General features: G+C 70.6%; 13 protein-coding genes and 2 pseudogenes. 7 read left to right on the top strand and 8 right to left on the bottom strand.

What is annotated here, in order from left to right:
- Positions 1-96: 96 nt before the first annotated feature.
- A complete protein-coding gene (locus SSP24_RS07300; RefSeq protein WP_141307997.1) occupies positions 97-657 on the bottom strand; it encodes a YbaK/EbsC family protein in 561 nt (186 codons plus the stop codon).
- A complete protein-coding gene (locus SSP24_RS07305; RefSeq protein ID WP_141307999.1) occupies positions 588-1,589 on the bottom strand; it encodes a DMT family transporter in 1,002 nt (333 codons plus the stop codon). The genes SSP24_RS07300 and SSP24_RS07305 overlap by 70 nt, the downstream gene beginning before the upstream one ends.
- Positions 1,590-1,681: 92 nt before the next feature.
- On the opposite strand from SSP24_RS07305, the gene SSP24_RS07310 reads away from it, so the two are divergent.
- On the top strand, positions 1,682-2,608 hold the full coding sequence (locus tag SSP24_RS07310; protein ID WP_141308001.1) for a LysR family transcriptional regulator: 927 nt from the start codon (positions 1,682-1,684) through the stop codon (positions 2,606-2,608).
- Between the two features lie 22 nt (positions 2,609-2,630).
- On the opposite strand, the gene SSP24_RS07315 is transcribed toward SSP24_RS07310, so the two are convergent.
- Complete coding sequence (locus SSP24_RS07315) at positions 2,631-3,494, bottom strand: phosphotransferase enzyme family protein (protein WP_141308003.1); 864 nt, start codon at positions 3,492-3,494, stop codon at positions 2,631-2,633.
- A gap of 170 nt (positions 3,495-3,664) precedes the next feature.
- Here SSP24_RS07315 and SSP24_RS07320 point away from each other — a divergent pair, with 170 nt between their 5' ends.
- The 4 genes and pseudogenes from SSP24_RS07320 to mgt all read left to right on the top strand — a co-directional run bounded on the left by SSP24_RS07320 (position 3,665) and on the right by mgt (position 7,985).
- The gene (locus SSP24_RS07320) at positions 3,665-4,600 is read left to right on the top strand and encodes a carbohydrate ABC transporter permease (RefSeq protein WP_141308005.1); all 936 of its coding nucleotides are present in this window, start codon (positions 3,665-3,667) and stop codon (positions 4,598-4,600) included.
- The gene (locus SSP24_RS07325; RefSeq protein ID WP_141308007.1) at positions 4,597-5,430 is read left to right on the top strand and encodes a carbohydrate ABC transporter permease; all 834 of its coding nucleotides are present in this window, start codon (positions 4,597-4,599) and stop codon (positions 5,428-5,430) included. Before SSP24_RS07320 ends, SSP24_RS07325 begins: the two co-directional genes overlap by 4 nt.
- On the top strand, positions 5,430-6,719 hold the full coding sequence (locus tag SSP24_RS07330) for an ABC transporter substrate-binding protein (protein WP_141308009.1): 1,290 nt from the start codon (positions 5,430-5,432) through the stop codon (positions 6,717-6,719). The genes SSP24_RS07325 and SSP24_RS07330 overlap by 1 nt, the downstream gene beginning before the upstream one ends.
- Positions 6,716-7,985: pseudogene (gene mgt / locus SSP24_RS07335) on the top strand (macrolide-inactivating glycosyltransferase). The gene SSP24_RS07330 and the pseudogene mgt overlap by 4 nt, the downstream one beginning before the upstream one ends.
- 61 nt (positions 7,986-8,046) lie before the next feature.
- Here mgt and SSP24_RS07340 read toward each other — a convergent pair.
- Positions 8,047-10,302 (bottom strand): MMPL family transporter, encoded by a 2,256-nt coding sequence (locus SSP24_RS07340; RefSeq protein ID WP_141308011.1) that lies wholly within the window; start codon positions 10,300-10,302, stop codon positions 8,047-8,049.
- Positions 10,303-10,683: 381 nt separating this feature from the next.
- Here SSP24_RS07340 and SSP24_RS07345 point away from each other — a divergent pair, with 381 nt between their 5' ends.
- Together SSP24_RS07345 and SSP24_RS07350 are read left to right on the top strand one after the other, a co-directional pair.
- Positions 10,684-11,238 (top strand): DUF1697 domain-containing protein, encoded by a 555-nt coding sequence (locus SSP24_RS07345; protein WP_141308013.1) that lies wholly within the window; start codon positions 10,684-10,686, stop codon positions 11,236-11,238.
- Between the two features lie 5 nt (positions 11,239-11,243).
- Positions 11,244-11,606 (top strand): annotated as a pseudogene (locus SSP24_RS07350) (mycothiol-dependent nitroreductase Rv2466c family protein); the annotation flags it as partial.
- 23 nt (positions 11,607-11,629) lie between these two features.
- Here SSP24_RS07350 and SSP24_RS07355 read toward each other — a convergent pair.
- From SSP24_RS07355 to SSP24_RS07370, 4 genes are read right to left on the bottom strand one after another with little or no spacing between them, the layout of a single operon-like run.
- The gene (locus tag SSP24_RS07355; RefSeq protein WP_141308015.1) at positions 11,630-12,370 is read right to left on the bottom strand and encodes a sirohydrochlorin chelatase; all 741 of its coding nucleotides are present in this window, start codon (positions 12,368-12,370) and stop codon (positions 11,630-11,632) included.
- A gap of 5 nt (positions 12,371-12,375) precedes the next feature.
- On the bottom strand, positions 12,376-13,278 hold the full coding sequence (locus SSP24_RS07360) for an ABC transporter permease (RefSeq protein WP_141308017.1): 903 nt from the start codon (positions 13,276-13,278) through the stop codon (positions 12,376-12,378).
- The gene (locus SSP24_RS07365; RefSeq protein ID WP_141308019.1) at positions 13,265-14,053 is read right to left on the bottom strand and encodes an ABC transporter ATP-binding protein; all 789 of its coding nucleotides are present in this window, start codon (positions 14,051-14,053) and stop codon (positions 13,265-13,267) included. Before SSP24_RS07365 ends, SSP24_RS07360 begins: the two co-directional genes overlap by 14 nt.
- 36 nt (positions 14,054-14,089) lie before the next feature.
- Positions 14,090-15,193, bottom strand: coding sequence for an aliphatic sulfonate ABC transporter substrate-binding protein (locus SSP24_RS07370; RefSeq protein ID WP_141308021.1), 1,104 nt, complete (start codon positions 15,191-15,193; stop codon positions 14,090-14,092).
- Between the last annotated feature and the right edge of the window lie 2 nt (positions 15,194-15,195).

Raw genomic sequence — 15,195 nt, forward strand, 5'->3', positions numbered from 1 at the left:
CACGGGCGCGTGCCGCGTGCCGGTGGCGTCAAGAACGCGGCGCCTGGCGCATCGGCGGATGGCCGTAGCGATCCGAGCCTCCCGCGGTGCCCACCGTCACGCCGACGCCGACGCCGACGCCGACGCCGACGCCGACGCCGCGATGCGCTCGATGCGGGGCTTGGCCAGCCGCTCGTAGTCCGCGCCCGAGATGAGGAGCGAGCGGTCGAGCCTGGCCGCGTTGAAGTACAGCTTCGGCTGGGCCACGACGTCCGGATCGGCGACGACTTCGAGGTCGGGTTCGAAACTGAACGGCAGCACGGTGCCGGGGACGGCGCGGGCCAGCCGCTCGGCGGTCTCCGCGTCGCTGAAGCCGACGTAGCGCGCGTCGAACAACGCCCGGACGGCGTCCAGGTCGACCCGCCGGTCCCCGGGGACGACCGCGAGCACGTGGCGTGTGGTGCGTCGGTCCACCTTGACCCGCAGCACGATGCACTTCGCGGCCTCGGAGGCAGGGTGGCCGCGCAGGGCGCAGACGGCCTCGGTGCTGCCTTCGGGCTCGTGGTCGATAAGGCGGTAGTCGACGGAGGAGGAGTCGAGCAAGGAGATCAGGTGGTCGTAAGTGTCGTGGTGGGCGTTGGCGTCGGGGGTGGTGGCGTCGTGGATGTGCTCGGGCATTCGGAGTCCTTGTTAAGGGGGTGGGCTGAAGGGAGAGGGAGTTCTGGTCTGCTTCGGTGCGCTCGCTCCACCGCCTGCCCCCAGTAGGTACCGGCGACCATGAGGGCCGCCCCGAGGCCGGTGAGCGGGGTGAGGTGTTCGCCGCCGAGGGCCACGCCCACCGTGACGGCCCAGACCGGCTCGGTGCCCAGCAGCAGGCTGGCCCGACTGGCGGAGGTGCGCTGTACGGCCCAAGTCTGCGCCAGGAAGGCGAACACGCTGCAGAACAGGGCGAGATAGGCGAGCTGCGCCCAGGTCGCAGGGTCCGCGTGGACCAGTGTCGGCAGGTCAGGCGCCGCGACGGGGAGGAACAGGGCGGTGCCGACGAGGGTCTGCACGGTCGTCAGGTGCAGCGGCCGGATCGCCCGCCCTGCGGTGAAGCGGCCGACCAGCGCGACATGCACGGCGCGGATCAGCGCGGCGCCGAGCATCAGGAAGTCGCCGAGACGGGGCGCGTGGAAGCCGTTGCCGGACATCAGTAGTCCGACGGCGAGGACGCACACGCCGGTCGCGGCGAAGAAGGAAGGAGGCAGTGCGCCGCGGTGGCCGCCGCGGTCGAGGAGCGGGGTGAGGACGATGGTCAGGCTGATGATGAGACCGGCGTTGGCGGCGCTGGTGTGGGCGACGCCGTACGTCTCCACGAGCAGGACCGCGGCCTGGGTCAAGCCCAGGGGCACACCGGCCCGCAGTTCCGCACGCGTCCACAGCCGCGACCCGGCGGGCCTCCGGGCGGCGACGACGCCGAGGCAGGCGAGCGCGGACAGGGCGTAGCGGGCGAACAGCACGAGCAGGACGGGCAGCGCGGCGGTGGCCGTCTGGGCGGACAGATAGCTGGAACCCCAGACGAGCGCGACAAGGAGGAGTACCGCATCGGTACGGCGGACGTCGGACACGTGCCTACGGTGCACCGGAGGCGTCCCTGAAGCCCAGTACCACCTTCTAAAACGATCATTTAGCAGAGCTACAGCATCCCTACACTGACGGCATGGACGAACGGCAGCTGAGGATCCTGCGGGAACTCGGCGAACTGGGCAGTGTCACGGCGGTCGCCGAGGCACTGCTGGTGACGCCCTCGGCGATCTCCCAGCAGCTACGGCTGCTCCAGCGCGCGATCCCGGTGCCGCTCACCGAGCGTCAGGGGCGTCGGCTGGTGCTCACCGACGCCGGACAGGCGCTGGCGGGGGCGGCCGTCGAGGTGGAGACGGCGCTCGCGCGGGCCCGGCATGCGGTCGAGGAGTTCGTCGGGCGGCCGGACGGGGAGGTGTCGGTGGCGGCGTTCCACAGCGCGGGAGCCGCGTTCTTCCCCCTGCTGCTCAAGGCACTCGCCGCCACCCCGGGCAGACCAGTGGCGAGGCTGGCCGACGAGGACGTACCGCAGGAGGACTTCCCCCGGCTCACCCGGGAGTACGACATCGTTCTCGCCCACCGCCTGGACCACGCCCCGCCGTGGCCGCACACGGTGGCCACCACGACGCTGCTGCGCGAGCCCCTGGACGTGGCCATGCCAGCCGACCACCCCCTGGCCGCGAAGCGCCGCGTCACTCCGCGCGACGTGGCCGACGAGCCATGGATCACCGTGCACGAGGGCTTCCCGGTCCTCGCGGTCATCGAGGCCATCGCCGCGGCCACCGGCCGCCGCCTTCACCTGGCCCACCGCATCAACGAGTTCGCGGTGGTCGCCGAGGTCGTGGCGGCCGGCGGTGGTATCGCCCTGATGCCGCGCTGGACGATGCGCCCGCATCCGGCGCTCGCGCTGAGACCGCTCAGCGGCGTCCAGGCGAGACGCCACATCGACGCCCTCTACCGCCCCGAGCGCACGGCCCGCACAGCGGTCCGCACGGTCCTGACGGAGCTGCGCCGAGCCGCGCGTAGCATCCAGAACAGGGACAGTGACGGCGAGGAGACGCCCTGAAGGGGCGCGGGCAGTCAGGCGCTCAGAACGGGTACCACCGCACGGTCTCGTCCCCGTCCCGCAAGGACGCCACCCGCCGCCCGAACTCCACCAACGCCTGCGGGTTACTGGGCGCATGCTGCGCCACCCACGCACAGCTGGCCGTCTCCCGCGCGCCCCGCAGCACCGCACACCCCTCCCACTCCCGCACATCCCAGCCATAGGTCTCGACAAACGAGTCATAAGCCGCCGCAGGCAACCCGTACCGATCCCGCGAGAGAGCCATGACCACCAGATCGTGCTCACGCAGATCGGCCGAGAACGTCTCCAGGTCGACCAGGACCGGCCCGTCGGGACCGACGTGCACATTGCGGGGCAGCGCGTCGCCGTGGATCGGGCCGGGCGGCAGATGCGGGGTGAGCGCTGCCGCGGCGGCCGCGAACCCGTCGCGCCGCTCGCGCAGATACGCCGCGTCCGCCGGATCGATCGCGTCCCCCGCCAGCCGCAGCCACCGCTCCACCCCACCCAGCAACTCACGCGACGGCAGAGCGAAGGAGGGCGCGGGCAGGGCGTGCACGACCCGTAGCAGTTCGGCCAAATCCCGTGGCTCGGCGGGCCGTACGGGATCGGGCAGCCGGTGCCACACGGTCACCGGGTGCCCCTCGACGAGCAGTGCCGCGTCCCCGGCCGCCCGGACCGCGGGGACACCGGCCTCGGCCAGCCACAGCGCGATGGCCAGCTCCCGGCTCGCCCGGTCGAGGAGTTCGGCATCGCGGCCCACCTTGACGACCAGGTCACCGGCGGCGAACACCGCGTTCTCGCCGAGGGCGAGGAGCCGCGCGTCCCGCGCCGGACCGGGCAGTACATCCGCCGCGGCCAGTACGTCCCGCGCCCGTGCCTCGTCCATCCTTCGCCTCCGTGTGGTCGTACGCCTGCCTGAACGGCGTCGGGTTCTCGCCATCCACCGGCCAGTCTCGCATTTGCACAGGTCGGACCGCGTGCGCGTGGCCTTGACGGGGCACGACGCCTTCACGACCATGACGGGGCCCATCCGAGCCGCGCAAAGGGGCTGATTCCGTGACATTGGTGAGCGAGGCGGAGAGGCCGGTGAGACGCGCGCCGGGCGGCAAGGGACAGCGGCGCGTCACGGACCACGGCGCCTGGTTCCTCGTACTCCCGGCGCTGATCCCCATCCTGATCCTCAGCGTCGGACCGCTGCTCTACGGCATCCTGCTGGCCTTCACCGACGCCCAGTCCGGACGGACTCAGCCCACCCAGTGGATCGGCGCCCTCAACTTCCGGGATCTGCTGCAGGACACGCTGTTCTGGGAGTCGTTCCGGATCGGGCTGGTCTGGGCGGTCGGCGTCACTGTGCCGCAGTTCCTGCTGGCTCTCGGCCTCGCCCTGCTGCTCAACCAGGACCTGCGCCTGCGCTGGCTGGCCCGCGCCCTGGCGATCGTCCCGTGGGCGATGCCCGAAGTCGTCGTCGGCATCATGTGGCGGCTCGTCTACAACCCGGACGCGGGCATCCTCAACGAGACCCTGCGCGACCTCGGCCTCGGCGACGGCCGGGACTGGCTCAGCGGGATCGGCACCGCCCTGCCCGCGGTGATCGTCGTCGGTGTCTGGGCGGGGATGCCGCAGACGACGGTCGCCCTGCTCGCCGGGTTGCAGAACACCCCGCGCGAACTGCACGAGGCGGCCGCGATCGACGGCGCGGGCGCCTGGCGCCGCTTCCGGACGGTCACCTGGCCCGCCCTCCGACCGGTCGCACTCGCCATCACGGCCCTCAACTTCATCTGGAACTTCAACGCGTTCGCCCTGGTCTACGTCCTGACCAGCGGCGGTCCGGGCGGCCGCACCCGGCTGCCCATGCTCTTCGCCTACGAAGAGGCCTTCCGCTACGGCCAGTTCGGCTACGCCGCGGCGATGGGCTGCGTGATGGTCGCGGTGATCTCGATACTCCTCGCCGTCTTCCTGGTGGGTCGGCTCAAGGGAGGTGACGACGCATGAGGACCAGCCCCGGCGCGCGCGTCGGCCAGTACGTGGCGCTGCTCGCGTATCTCTTGTTCCTCGCCTTCCCCTTCCTCTGGCTGATCTCCACCGCCTTCAAACCGCCCCAGGAACTCGGCAACCTGCACCCCACCTGGATCCCCCAGGACCCCACGCTCGCCAACTTCCGGCAGGCCTTCGACGAACAGCCACTGCTTCGGGCCGCGCTCAACTCCCTGCTCGCCGCGACCGGAGCGGCGGTGATCGCCGTGCTGATCGCGACGCCGATGGCGTACGTCATGGCCCGCCACCGCACCCGGCTGGCGCGGGCTGCGACCGGGTGGGTGGTGGTCAGCCAGGCGTTCCCCTTCGTGCTGGTGATCATCCCGCTCTTCCTGGTCCTGAAGAACCTGCGGCTGATCAACTCCGTGCCGGGCCTGGTGATGGTGTACGTCGTGTGGGCGCTGCCGTTCGCGCTGTGGATGCTCGTCGGATACGTCCGGGCCGTGCCGGCCGAACTGGAGGAGGCGGCGGCGGTCGACGGGGCCGGGCGGCTGCGGACACTGGTGTCGGTGACAGCGCCGCTGCTGGCGCCGGGGATCGTGGCGACGGCCCTGTTCGCGTTCATCACCGCGTGGAACGAGTTCTTCTTCGCCCTGGTCCTGCTCAAGACCCCGGAGAAACAGACACTGCCCGTGATCCTCACCCACTTCATCGGCGCGGAGGGCGTGGCGGACCTGGGCCCGCTGGCCGCCGCCGCGTTCCTCGCGACCCTGCCCTCGCTGATCGTCTTCGCCGTCATCCAGCGGCGGATCACGGGCGGCATGCTCGCCGGGGCGGTGAAGAGCTGATGCGCAGAAGGAGCGGATGGATCGTCGCGGCCGTCCTGATGCTGCTGGTCAGCGCCTGCACGGGCGGCGCTGAGGACGGTTCGGCGGACGGCCGGATCACGCTCCGCTTCCAGTCCCTGGCCTGGCAGGAGGAGTCCGTCGAGGCCAACAAGGAGCTGGTGGCGGAGTGGAACGCCACCCATCCCGACGTGCGCGTCGAGTATGTCCAGGGCAGCTGGGACAGCGTCCACGACCAGCTCCTCACCTCCTTCGAGGGCGGCGAGGCGCCGGACATCATCCACGACGCCTCCGACGACCTCGCCGACTTCGCGTACGGCGGCTACCTCGCCGATCTGACCGGCCTGCTGCCCGAGCGGCTCAAGGCCGACATCCCGCAGCGCAGTTGGGAGACGGTGACCTTCGGGGACGGGATCTATGGGGTGCCGTTCCTCCAGGAGCCGCGGGTGATCGTCGCGAACGCGACCTGGCTGGAGGAGTCGGGCGTACGGATCCCGACCCCTGAAGAGCCCTGGACGTGGGCGGAGTTCCGCGAGGTGACGAAGGAGCTGAGCGCCGAGGGGAAGTACGGTGTGGCCTGGCCGCTGAAGGAACCCGTCTCGGCGACGCTGAACCTCTCCCTGTCAGCGGGCGGGCAGCTCTTCCACCGGGGCGCGGACGGCAAGGTCACCGTCCGCTTCGAGGCGGGCGACGAGGTCGTGCCGCGCACGATCCACGACCAGGTCAACACCGACGCCGGCGCGTCGGGTTCGACGCTGGGCAGCAGCGGCTCCGACACGCTCCCCGGCTTCTTCGGCGGCAAGTACGCGATGGTCCCGCTCGGGTTCTCGTACCGCCAGCAGATCGTGCAGCAGGCGCCGAAGGGCTTCGACTGGCAGGTGCTGCCGGCCCCGGCCGGTGCCGAGGGGCTCGCCCAGGGGGTCAGCCCGCAGACCCTCTCCATCGCCGAGGACAGCCCGCACAAGAAGGAGGCGGCGGCCTTCATCGACTTCCTGCTCCGGCCGGAGAACATGGTGCGGCTCGCCCTGGGCGACTGGATGCTGCCCACCGGCACGCAGGCCCTGAAGGACCCGGCCCTGCACACCACCCGGCACGACTGGGCCACCGGCACCGCCCTCGCCGGCCACCTGCGCTCGGCGCCCGCGCAGTCCGTGCGGGGCTATCCGGAGTGGAAGGACAAGGTGGCGACACCGGCGCTCCAGGAGTACTACAGCGGCGCGATCGACCTCGACGAGCTGCGCAGACGGCTGGAGGAGGACGGGAATCTGGTGCTGGCGCGGTATCAGCGGTGAGCGGCGACGCGCGGGGTGTCGGCACCGAGCAACAAAGGAGGTTGCACGAGACGTCTCGTCTCGCATATGGTCAAGGACATGACTCACATCGCCATGTTCTCCATCGCCGCCCACGGCCACGTGAACCCGAGCCTGGAGGTGATCCGCGAGCTCGTCGCGCGCGGACACCGGGTGACGTATGCGATCCCCCCGGCGTTCGCGGAGAAGGTCGCCGAGACCGGCGCCGAGGTGAAGCTCTGGAACTCCACGCTGCCCTCGCCCGACGACGACCCGGAGGCGTGGGGCACCACCCTGCTGGACAACGTCGAGCCTTTCCTGAACGACGCCATCCAAGCCCTTCCGCAGCTGATCGCGGCATACGAGGGCGACGAGCCGGACCTCGTGCTGCACGACATCAGCTCGTACCCGGCGCGGGTGCTGGCCCACCGCTGGGGCGTCCCGGCGATCTCGCTCTCGCCGAACCTCGTCGCCTGGGACGGCTACGAGGAGGAGGTCGCCGTGCCGATGTGGGAGGAGCCCAAGAAGACCGAGCGCGGCCGGGCCTACTACGCGCGCTTCCAGGCCTGGCTGGAGGAGAACGGCATCTCCCAGCACCCCGACCCGTTCGCCGGCCGCCCGGCCCGCTCGATCGTCCTGATCCCCAAGGCGCTCCAGCCGAACGCCGACCGGGTCGACGAGAGCGTGCACAGCTTCGTCGGCGCCTGCCAGGGCGACCGCAGCGCGGAGGGCGACTGGCAGCGGCCCGCCGGCGCCGAGAAGGTCGTGCTCGTCTCGCTCGGGTCGGCCTTCACCAAGCAGCCGGCGTTCTACCGGGAGTGCGTGAAGGCGTTCGCCGGGCTGCCGGGCTGGCACCTGGTGCTCCAGGTCGGCCGGCACGTCGACCCCGCCGAGCTGGGGGAGGTGCCGGGGAACGTGGAGGTACGGTCCTGGGTCCCGCAGCTCGCGATCCTCAAACAGGCCGACCTCTTCGTCACGCACGCGGGCGCGGGCGGCAGCCAGGAGGGCATGGCCACCGCCACCCCGATGATCGCCGTACCGCAGGCGGTCGACCAGTTCGGCAACGCGGACATGCTCCAGGGCCTCGGCGTGGCCCGCCATGTCCCGGCGGAGGAGGCCACCGCCGAGACGCTCCGCGAGGCGGCCCTCGCGCTCATCGACGACCCGGAGGTCGCCCGCCGACTGGCCGACCTCCAGGCGGAGATGGCGAAGGAGGGCGGCACCCAGCGGGCCGCCGACCTCATCGAGGCCGGACTGCCCGTGCGCTGAGCAGCACTGAGGGCCCGTCGGTTCCCCGGGAACCGACGGGCCCTCGCTCACCGCGGCACGGTCAGACCCGCACCGGCTCTTCCTCGTCCGCCGCGGCCGCCTTGTGGGTGATGGCCTCGGGCGCCTCGTCGTGCGTCAGGTCCGGGAGCCGGTTCAGCCACTTCGGCAGATACCAGTTCCGCTCCCCGAGCAGCGCCATCACCGCCGGCAGCAGCACGCCCCGGATGATCGTGGCGTCGATCAGCACCGCCGCCGCGAGGCCGACGCCCATCTGCTTCATGGACTGCATGGACAGGGTGCCGAAGATCGCGAAGACGGCGACCATGATGACCGCGGCGCTCGTCACGACCCCCGCTGTGGTGACCACGCCGTGCGTGATGGCGTCCTTCGTCGTACGGCCGCGCAGCCGCGCCTCACGGATCCGCGAGACCACGAACACGTGGTAGTCCATCGACAGGCCGAACAGGATCACGAACAGGAACAGCGGCAGCCAGCTGACGATGGCGCCCACGCCCTCCGCGCCCACCAGCGAGGCACCCCAGCCGTGCTGGAAGACGGCGACCAGGATGCCGTAGGCCGCGCCCACCGACAGCAGGTTCAGCACGATCGAGGTGATCGCGATCGTCAGCGAGCGGAACGACAGCAGCATCAGCAGGAACGCGAACACCACGACGAACGCGAAGACCGGCGCGACCGACCCGACGAGCTGGTCGTTGAAGTCCTTCGAACCGGCGACCTGACCGGTGATCGGCGCCTGAACGCCGTCGACCGTGCCGAGCGTCGCCGGACGCACCTCGTCGCGGAGTTTGTCCAGGCTCGCGCCCGCCTTGTCCAGGTCGGAACCGCCGACCAGCGGGACGTATACGAAGGCGACGTTCTTCGCGTCGTCCAGCTTGATGTCGACCGGGCCGCGCGAGGCGCCCGAACTGATCGCCCGCTCACGGAAGTCGGCGAGCGCCGACTGCACCTCGGGCGCGTTGATGTCCTCGGCCTTGACGACCACCTCGGCCGGCTCGGAGCCGCCCGGGAAGGCCTCGTTGACCCGGTTGTAGGTCTGCACGATGGGCAGCGAGTCGCCGAACTCCTGGTCCAGCGTGAGGTTCTGCGTCTTCATACCGACCGCGGGAGCCGCGATCGCCAGCAGCACGCCGGCCGCGACGACGACGGACACGACCGGCCTGGCGAGGATCCCCTTCAGCACGGCCGTCCAGAACCGGCTCTCCCCGGAGCCGTTGCCGCCCCGACGACGCCGGCGCAGGAACGGGATGCGTCCCTTCTCGACCCGCTCGCCCAGCAGCGACAGCAGCGCGGGCAGCACCGTCACCGAACCGACCATGGCGACCGCGACGACCATCAGGGAGGCCAGGCCCATCGCCTCGAACTCGGCGAGCCCGGTGAACAGCATGCCCGCCATCGCCACGCACACCGTGACACCGGAGACGATGATCGCGCGGCCACTGGTCGCGGCGGCGACCCGCAGCGCCGTCTGCGCGTCCCGGCCGGCCTGGCGCTCCTCGCGCTCACGGCGCAGATAGAACAGGCAGTAGTCGACGCCGACGGCCAGACCGACCAGCAGCATCACGGAGTTCGCGGTGTCGCTCATCGGCATCACATGGCTGACGACGCCCATCAGCCCCATCGTCGCCATGATCGCGGTGATCGCCAGAGCCACCGGCAGCAGCGCCGCCACCAGCGCGCCGAACGCGATGAGCAGAATGCCGAGCGCCACCGGTACGGCCGAGTACTCGGCCTTCTGGAAATCGTCGCCGAAGGCGTCGTCGAACGTCTTCATCATGCTGGCGCCGCCGATCTCCTCGATCCGCAGCGTCTCGTGCTCCTGCTGGACCCGCTCGACGGCCTTCAGCACGGGCTCCACCCGCTCGCCCGCGGTGTCCGACTCACCCTTCATGTCGAACTGCACCAGCGCGCTGCGCCCGTCCTGGGAAATCGTGTCCGTGTCATACGGCGTGGTGACGTCCGTGACCTCACCGGTCGCGTCGACGGCCCTGACGACATCGGCGACGGCGGCCCGGAACGCGGGGTCGGTGGCCTTGAGGCTGTTGTCTTTCGCCTGGATCAGGACGGTCTCACTGGCCGGTTCCTCGATGCCGGCGTCCTCGATGATCTTCGCGGCGGTGTGGGTCTCCCCCTTGAGCTGGTCGCTGTCCTTGACGTCGACCCGGCCGGCCGCCGAACCGAGCCCCATCGCCAGGGCGACGAACAGCACCCAGATGCCGACGGCCGCCCATCGGTGCCGGGCGCTCCAGCCGCCGGCGCGGGCGGCGAGTCCCCGCACGCGTATGTCTCCGTTCCCCATGACGGGCTGCCCCCTCGTGAGCGGTGGCGGCCCCCTGCCGCCACCTTTCGACTCGAAGGTATGGGCCGGATAAAGCCATCTCGTCGTGCTGCCCGGTGAAGCGCCGGGCCTCCGGATCCTCCGGATGGCCACCCCGCCCTCACCACTGGGGAGGACACCGGCCCCTTACATCTATCGGCGAATGTCCGGGCCGATGATCAGGGATCCGCTCTTGGCGACCTTTGTGCCGACACGTGATTACGAAACCTTGTTGAACAAGTCACAGGTGCGTGTAGTGGTTGCTACCGGCCCGCTCGTCGGCCAGAGTTTCGCGCAACCCGCACCAAGGCCCGGCCGTCGTGCCCGCCCCCACGGGGCACGACGGCCGCTTAGGGTGGACGGATGACGACGTATGCGGCGCTGCTGCGCGGAATCAACGTGGGCGGCAGCAAGAAGGTCCCGATGGCCGAGCTGCGCGCCCTGATTGAGAGCCTCGGCTACGACGGCGTGCGCACGTATCTGCAGAGCGGCCAGGCCGTGTTCGCGAGCGAGCACGGCGACGAGGAGTCCCTGGCCGGGGAGCTCACGCAAGCGATCGAGAAGCGGTTCGGCTTCGGGGTGGACGTCATCGTTCGCGACCACGCCTACTTGAAGGCGGTTGCCGACAACTGCCCGTTCCCGGCCGCCGAGTTGGAAGCCAAGCAGCTGCACGCCACGTACTTCTCCACGCCGGTCGACGCCGAGCGCTTCGCCGAGATCGACCAGGCGGCCTTCCTCCCCGAGGAGTTCCGCCTCGGTGACCGCGTCCTGTACCTGTACGCACCGAACGGCCTGGGCCGCTCCAAGCTCGCCGAGTACCTGGCGAAGCCCCGGCTGAACAAGGGCCTGATAGCCACGTCCAGAAACTGGAACACCGTGGTCAAGCTCGTGGAGCTCACCGAGCCGACGTCAGGGTGACCCGCCTGTCCGTGGCGGTGGCCGCCGCCGAGCGGCGCGGCGAGAAGGTGCTGCGGGATCTCTACACCGCCTTCGGCGTCCGTATCCACGAACGCGAGGACGAGGACTTCGACGCGGTGATCGCCGAGTCCCTGGCCGAACTGGGACTGCCCGGCGACCTCGCCGCCGCCGCGCACGACCCGGCCTACGACGAGGCCGTCCGCCGTAGCCACGAGGCCGGGGTCGAGGCCGACTCCGGCGGATACGTGGGGACTCCCACCATCCATGTCGACGGAACGGTGTGGTTCGGCCCCGTACTGCGGGCCATTCCGCGCGGTGGGTTCTTCGAACTCAAGCGGACCCGGACGGGAGGGCTCCGGTTCGACTGACAGAACTGACGGAGAGGGGTTGTTCAGGCCCCCACAGCCGTCAGCCTCGGCACCCGCGCCCCGTCATACCGTTCCAGCAGCACCCGGGCCACCTCCGGCGCCGGTCCCAGCACATCGGCGAGTACGTCCGCCTCGGCCGCCCCCCGCGCGATGCGGTCCGGCAGGAAGCCGGGGGCCAGGACGTACGGGGCGACCGCCACCCGCTCGCAGCCCAACGCCCGAAGCTCCCGTACCGCGTCCTCGGTGCGGGGAAGGGATGCGGAGGCGAACGCAGGCCGCACGGCGCACCAACCGGTGTGCCGCCACTCCCGCGCGATGTCTGCGATCACTGCGATCGCCTCCGGGTCGGTGGACCCCGCCGAGGCCAGCACGACCCCGGTCGAGGACTTGTCGGCGGGCGTCAGCCCCGCCTCGTACAGCCGCCGCTCCAGCGCGGCCAGCAGCAGCGGCGAGGGGCCCAGCACGTCCGCCTGGCGGATCCGCAGCCGCCGCGGCGCCTCGCGCAGCACCGCCGGGATGTCCGCCTTCGCATGGAAGGCACGCGTCAGCAACAGCGGCAACGCCACGACGTCGCGGACGCCCTCCGCCGCCAGGGACTCCAGCACGCCCTGCACGGAGGGGATGTTGAAGTCCAGGAAACCGGTCTCGACCCGCAGGCCCGGCCGCAGCGACCGTACTCGCCGCACCAGGGCGTGCACGGTCGCGGCGTGCCGCGGGTCGCGGCTGCCGTGGGCGATGACGAGGAGGACCGGTTCGTGGCGCATGGGGATCAGCTCTTCACCAGCAGGCCGCGGCTGCGCAGCACCCGCCGCTCCAGCGGACTGAAGATCAGCAGGTCGATGGCGATACCGACGATCAGGATGAGCAGGATGGCGAGGAACACCATGGACATGGAGCTGGTGTTGCGGCCGTTCTCCAGCAACTGGCCGAGCCCCACGCCCAGGTCGGGGGAGGAGGCGATGATCTCGGCGGCCATCAGCGACCGCCACGAGAACGCCCAGCCCTGCTTCAGACCGGCCAGGTAGCCGGGCAGCGCGGCCGGCATCACGATGTGAAAGGTGCCCTTCAGGCCGGTCGCGCCGAGCGTGCGGCCCGCCCGCAGGAACAGCGGCGGCACCTGGTCCACGCCCGAGACGAGGCCGTTGGCGATGGAGGGGACGGCGCCCAGCAGGATCACCGCAAACATCATCTGGTTGTTCAGGCCCAGCCAGATCACAGCCGGGGGCACCCAGGCGACCGACGGCAGCGACTGCAGACCGGACAGGATCGGCCCGATCGCCGCCCGCACGAACCGCACCCGCGCCACCAGCAGCCCCAGCGGCGTGCCGATGGCCAGCGCGATCAGGAAGCCCAGCAGGCCACGGGAGACGCTGGTCCAGATGTAGTCGAACAGCGTGCCCTGCAGCCAGGCCGTCCGGACCTCGCCCCACACGTCGGCGGGGGAGGGCAGCTTGGTCGGGTCGTCGACGACATTGAAGCTGATCAGCGCCTGCCACACCGCCAGCACCAGCACCACGGCGGTGACCGGCGGGACGATCTTCTGCATGAACGTCGTGCGGAACGGCGTACGACTTGCCTGCACCGTCTCCAGTGCGTCCAGGCCCGCTTCGAGCCCGGCCAGATCGTTGCCGTCCTTGCCGTCCTTGAGGGCGGACGTGTCAGTGCTGGCCATGGCGGCGGATCTCCCCACGCAGTTCTTCGGTGATCTCACGGGACAGCTCCGCCACCGCGGCGTCCTCGATGCGGCGCGGCTGCGGGATGTCGACCGTCCACTGGCGCGCGATCCGTCCCGGACGCGACGACAGCAGCACCACGCGCTGCGCGAGCCGCACCGCCTCGCGCACGTTGTGCGTCACGAACAGCACCGAAAGCTGGGTCTCGTGCCAGATCCGGGTCAGCTCGTCGTGCAGCACGTCGCGGGTGATCGCGTCCAGCGCCGCGAACGGCTCGTCCATCAGCAGCAGCTTGCTGTCCTGCCCCAGCGCGCGGGCCATCGCCACCCGCTGCCGCATACCGCCGGACAGTTCGTGGACACGCTTTCCGTACGCCCCCTGCAGCCGGACCAGTTCCAGCAGTTCCTCGGCCCGGCCGCGCCGGTCGGCCTTGGGCACGCCGCGCAGCTTCAGGGCGAGCTCGATGTTCTTGCCCGCGGTCAGCCACGGGAACAGGGCGTGCTCCTGGAACATCAGCGCCGGACGGCCGTCCGTCGTGATCGCACCGGCCGACGGCTTGTCCAGCCCCGCCACCAGGTTCAGCAACGTGGACTTGCCGCAGCCGGAGGCGCCGAGGAGGGTGACGAACTCGCCGGGTGCGACATCGAGCGTGATGTCGTCGAGGACGAGCTGGCGCCCGGCGGGGCCGGCGAAGGACTTCGAGACGTGGTCGATGCGCGCGGCGTGCTCCACCGACGTACCGGCGTCGGCGGCCTTGGCGAAGGTCGTGGCCATGGTCGTCACCTCCTGGGAACTCAACGGGGCTTGGGGTTACTGGGCGCCGAGACCGGCATCGTCGACGGTCGGCTTGCCCTCGGCGGCGAGGACCTTGTTGAGCGGGGCGAGGTCGTAGATGCCGTTCAGGTCGGGCTGGTCCAGCAGCCCGGCCTTCACGGCGTGCTCGGCCTCGGTCCTGAGGCTGGCGGCCAGCGGGTCGTCGGTGATGTGGATGGACTCCCACGCCGGGTCGAGCACGTCGGCCGGCAGCTCCTTGCCCGAGTCCACCTCGAGCTGGGCGTTGGCCGAGGCTTTGGCCTTGTCCGGGTTGGCGTTGATCCACGCGTTGGTCTTCACGGACGCGCGCAGTACCGCCTCGACGGCCTTCGGGTGCTCCTTCAGGAACGACTGCGACACGATGATGTTCGTGATCACGAACTTCTTGTCGGGCCACAGGTCGGCCTCGTCGAGCAGCACCTTCGCGCCCTCGGCGACCAGCTTCGACGCGGTCGGCTCCGGCACCCACGCGCCGTCGATGGAGCCCGACTTGTAGGCGTCCGGCGTGATCTTGTTGTCGGTGCGGACGACCGAGACGTCGCCCTGGCCGCTCTCCGCGTCGACCTTCCAGCCCTTGCCGGCGATCCAGTTGAGGAACGCGACGTCCTGCGTGTTTCCGAGCTGTGGGGTCGCGATCTTCTTGCCCTTGACGTCGTTCAGGGTCTTGATCTTCTCCGGGTTGACCACGAGCTTCACGCCACCGGACGCCGAACCGCCGATGATCTTCAGGTTCTTGCCGCCCGACTTGACGAACCCGTTGATCGCCGGGGACGGGCCGATCCAGCCGATGTCGATGGACCCCGAGTTGAGCGCCTCGATCTCGGAGGGCCCGGCGTTGAAGGTCGCGTACTTCACCTGAGTCCCGCCCAGCTCCTTCTGGAACAGCCCCTCGTTGCGGCCCACCAGCGCGGTCGCGTGGGTGAGGTTGCCGAAGTAGCCGATCCTCACGCTGTCGAGACCGTCGACCTTCTTCGCACCGGCGACGACCTGCTGCCTGGTGTCGTCCTGCGCCTGGGAGCCATAGCCGCAGGCGGCGAGCGCGAGGAGGGGGAGCGCGGCGGTCACCGCGAGACTGCGGCGAAGGGCGGTGGTGGCAGGCACGG

The sequence above is a fragment of the Streptomyces spinoverrucosus genome (genome assembly GCF_006539505.1).
Taxonomy (GTDB): Bacteria; Actinomycetota; Actinomycetes; order Streptomycetales; family Streptomycetaceae; genus Streptomyces; species Streptomyces spinoverrucosus.

Bases quoted from the DNA above. Each gene is read 5' to 3' on its own strand.
- SSP24_RS07300 (WP_141307997.1), bottom strand. From the start codon at position 657: ATGCCCGAGCACATCCACGACGCCACCACCCCCGACGCCAACGCCCAC.
- SSP24_RS07310 (WP_141308001.1), top strand. From the start codon at position 1,682: ATGGACGAACGGCAGCTGAGGATCCTGCGGGAACTCGGCGAACTGGGC.
- SSP24_RS07315 (WP_141308003.1), bottom strand. From the start codon at position 3,494: ATGGACGAGGCACGGGCGCGGGACGTACTGGCCGCGGCGGATGTACTG.
- SSP24_RS07325 (WP_141308007.1), top strand. From the start codon at position 4,597: ATGAGGACCAGCCCCGGCGCGCGCGTCGGCCAGTACGTGGCGCTGCTC.
- SSP24_RS07330 (WP_141308009.1), top strand. From the start codon at position 5,430: ATGCGCAGAAGGAGCGGATGGATCGTCGCGGCCGTCCTGATGCTGCTG.
- SSP24_RS07340 (WP_141308011.1), bottom strand. From the start codon at position 10,302: ATGGGGAACGGAGACATACGCGTGCGGGGACTCGCCGCCCGCGCCGGC.
- SSP24_RS07345 (WP_141308013.1), top strand. From the start codon at position 10,684: ATGACGACGTATGCGGCGCTGCTGCGCGGAATCAACGTGGGCGGCAGC.
- SSP24_RS07355 (WP_141308015.1), bottom strand. From the start codon at position 12,370: ATGCGCCACGAACCGGTCCTCCTCGTCATCGCCCACGGCAGCCGCGAC.
- SSP24_RS07360 (WP_141308017.1), bottom strand. From the start codon at position 13,278: ATGGCCAGCACTGACACGTCCGCCCTCAAGGACGGCAAGGACGGCAAC.
- SSP24_RS07365 (WP_141308019.1), bottom strand. From the start codon at position 14,053: ATGGCCACGACCTTCGCCAAGGCCGCCGACGCCGGTACGTCGGTGGAG.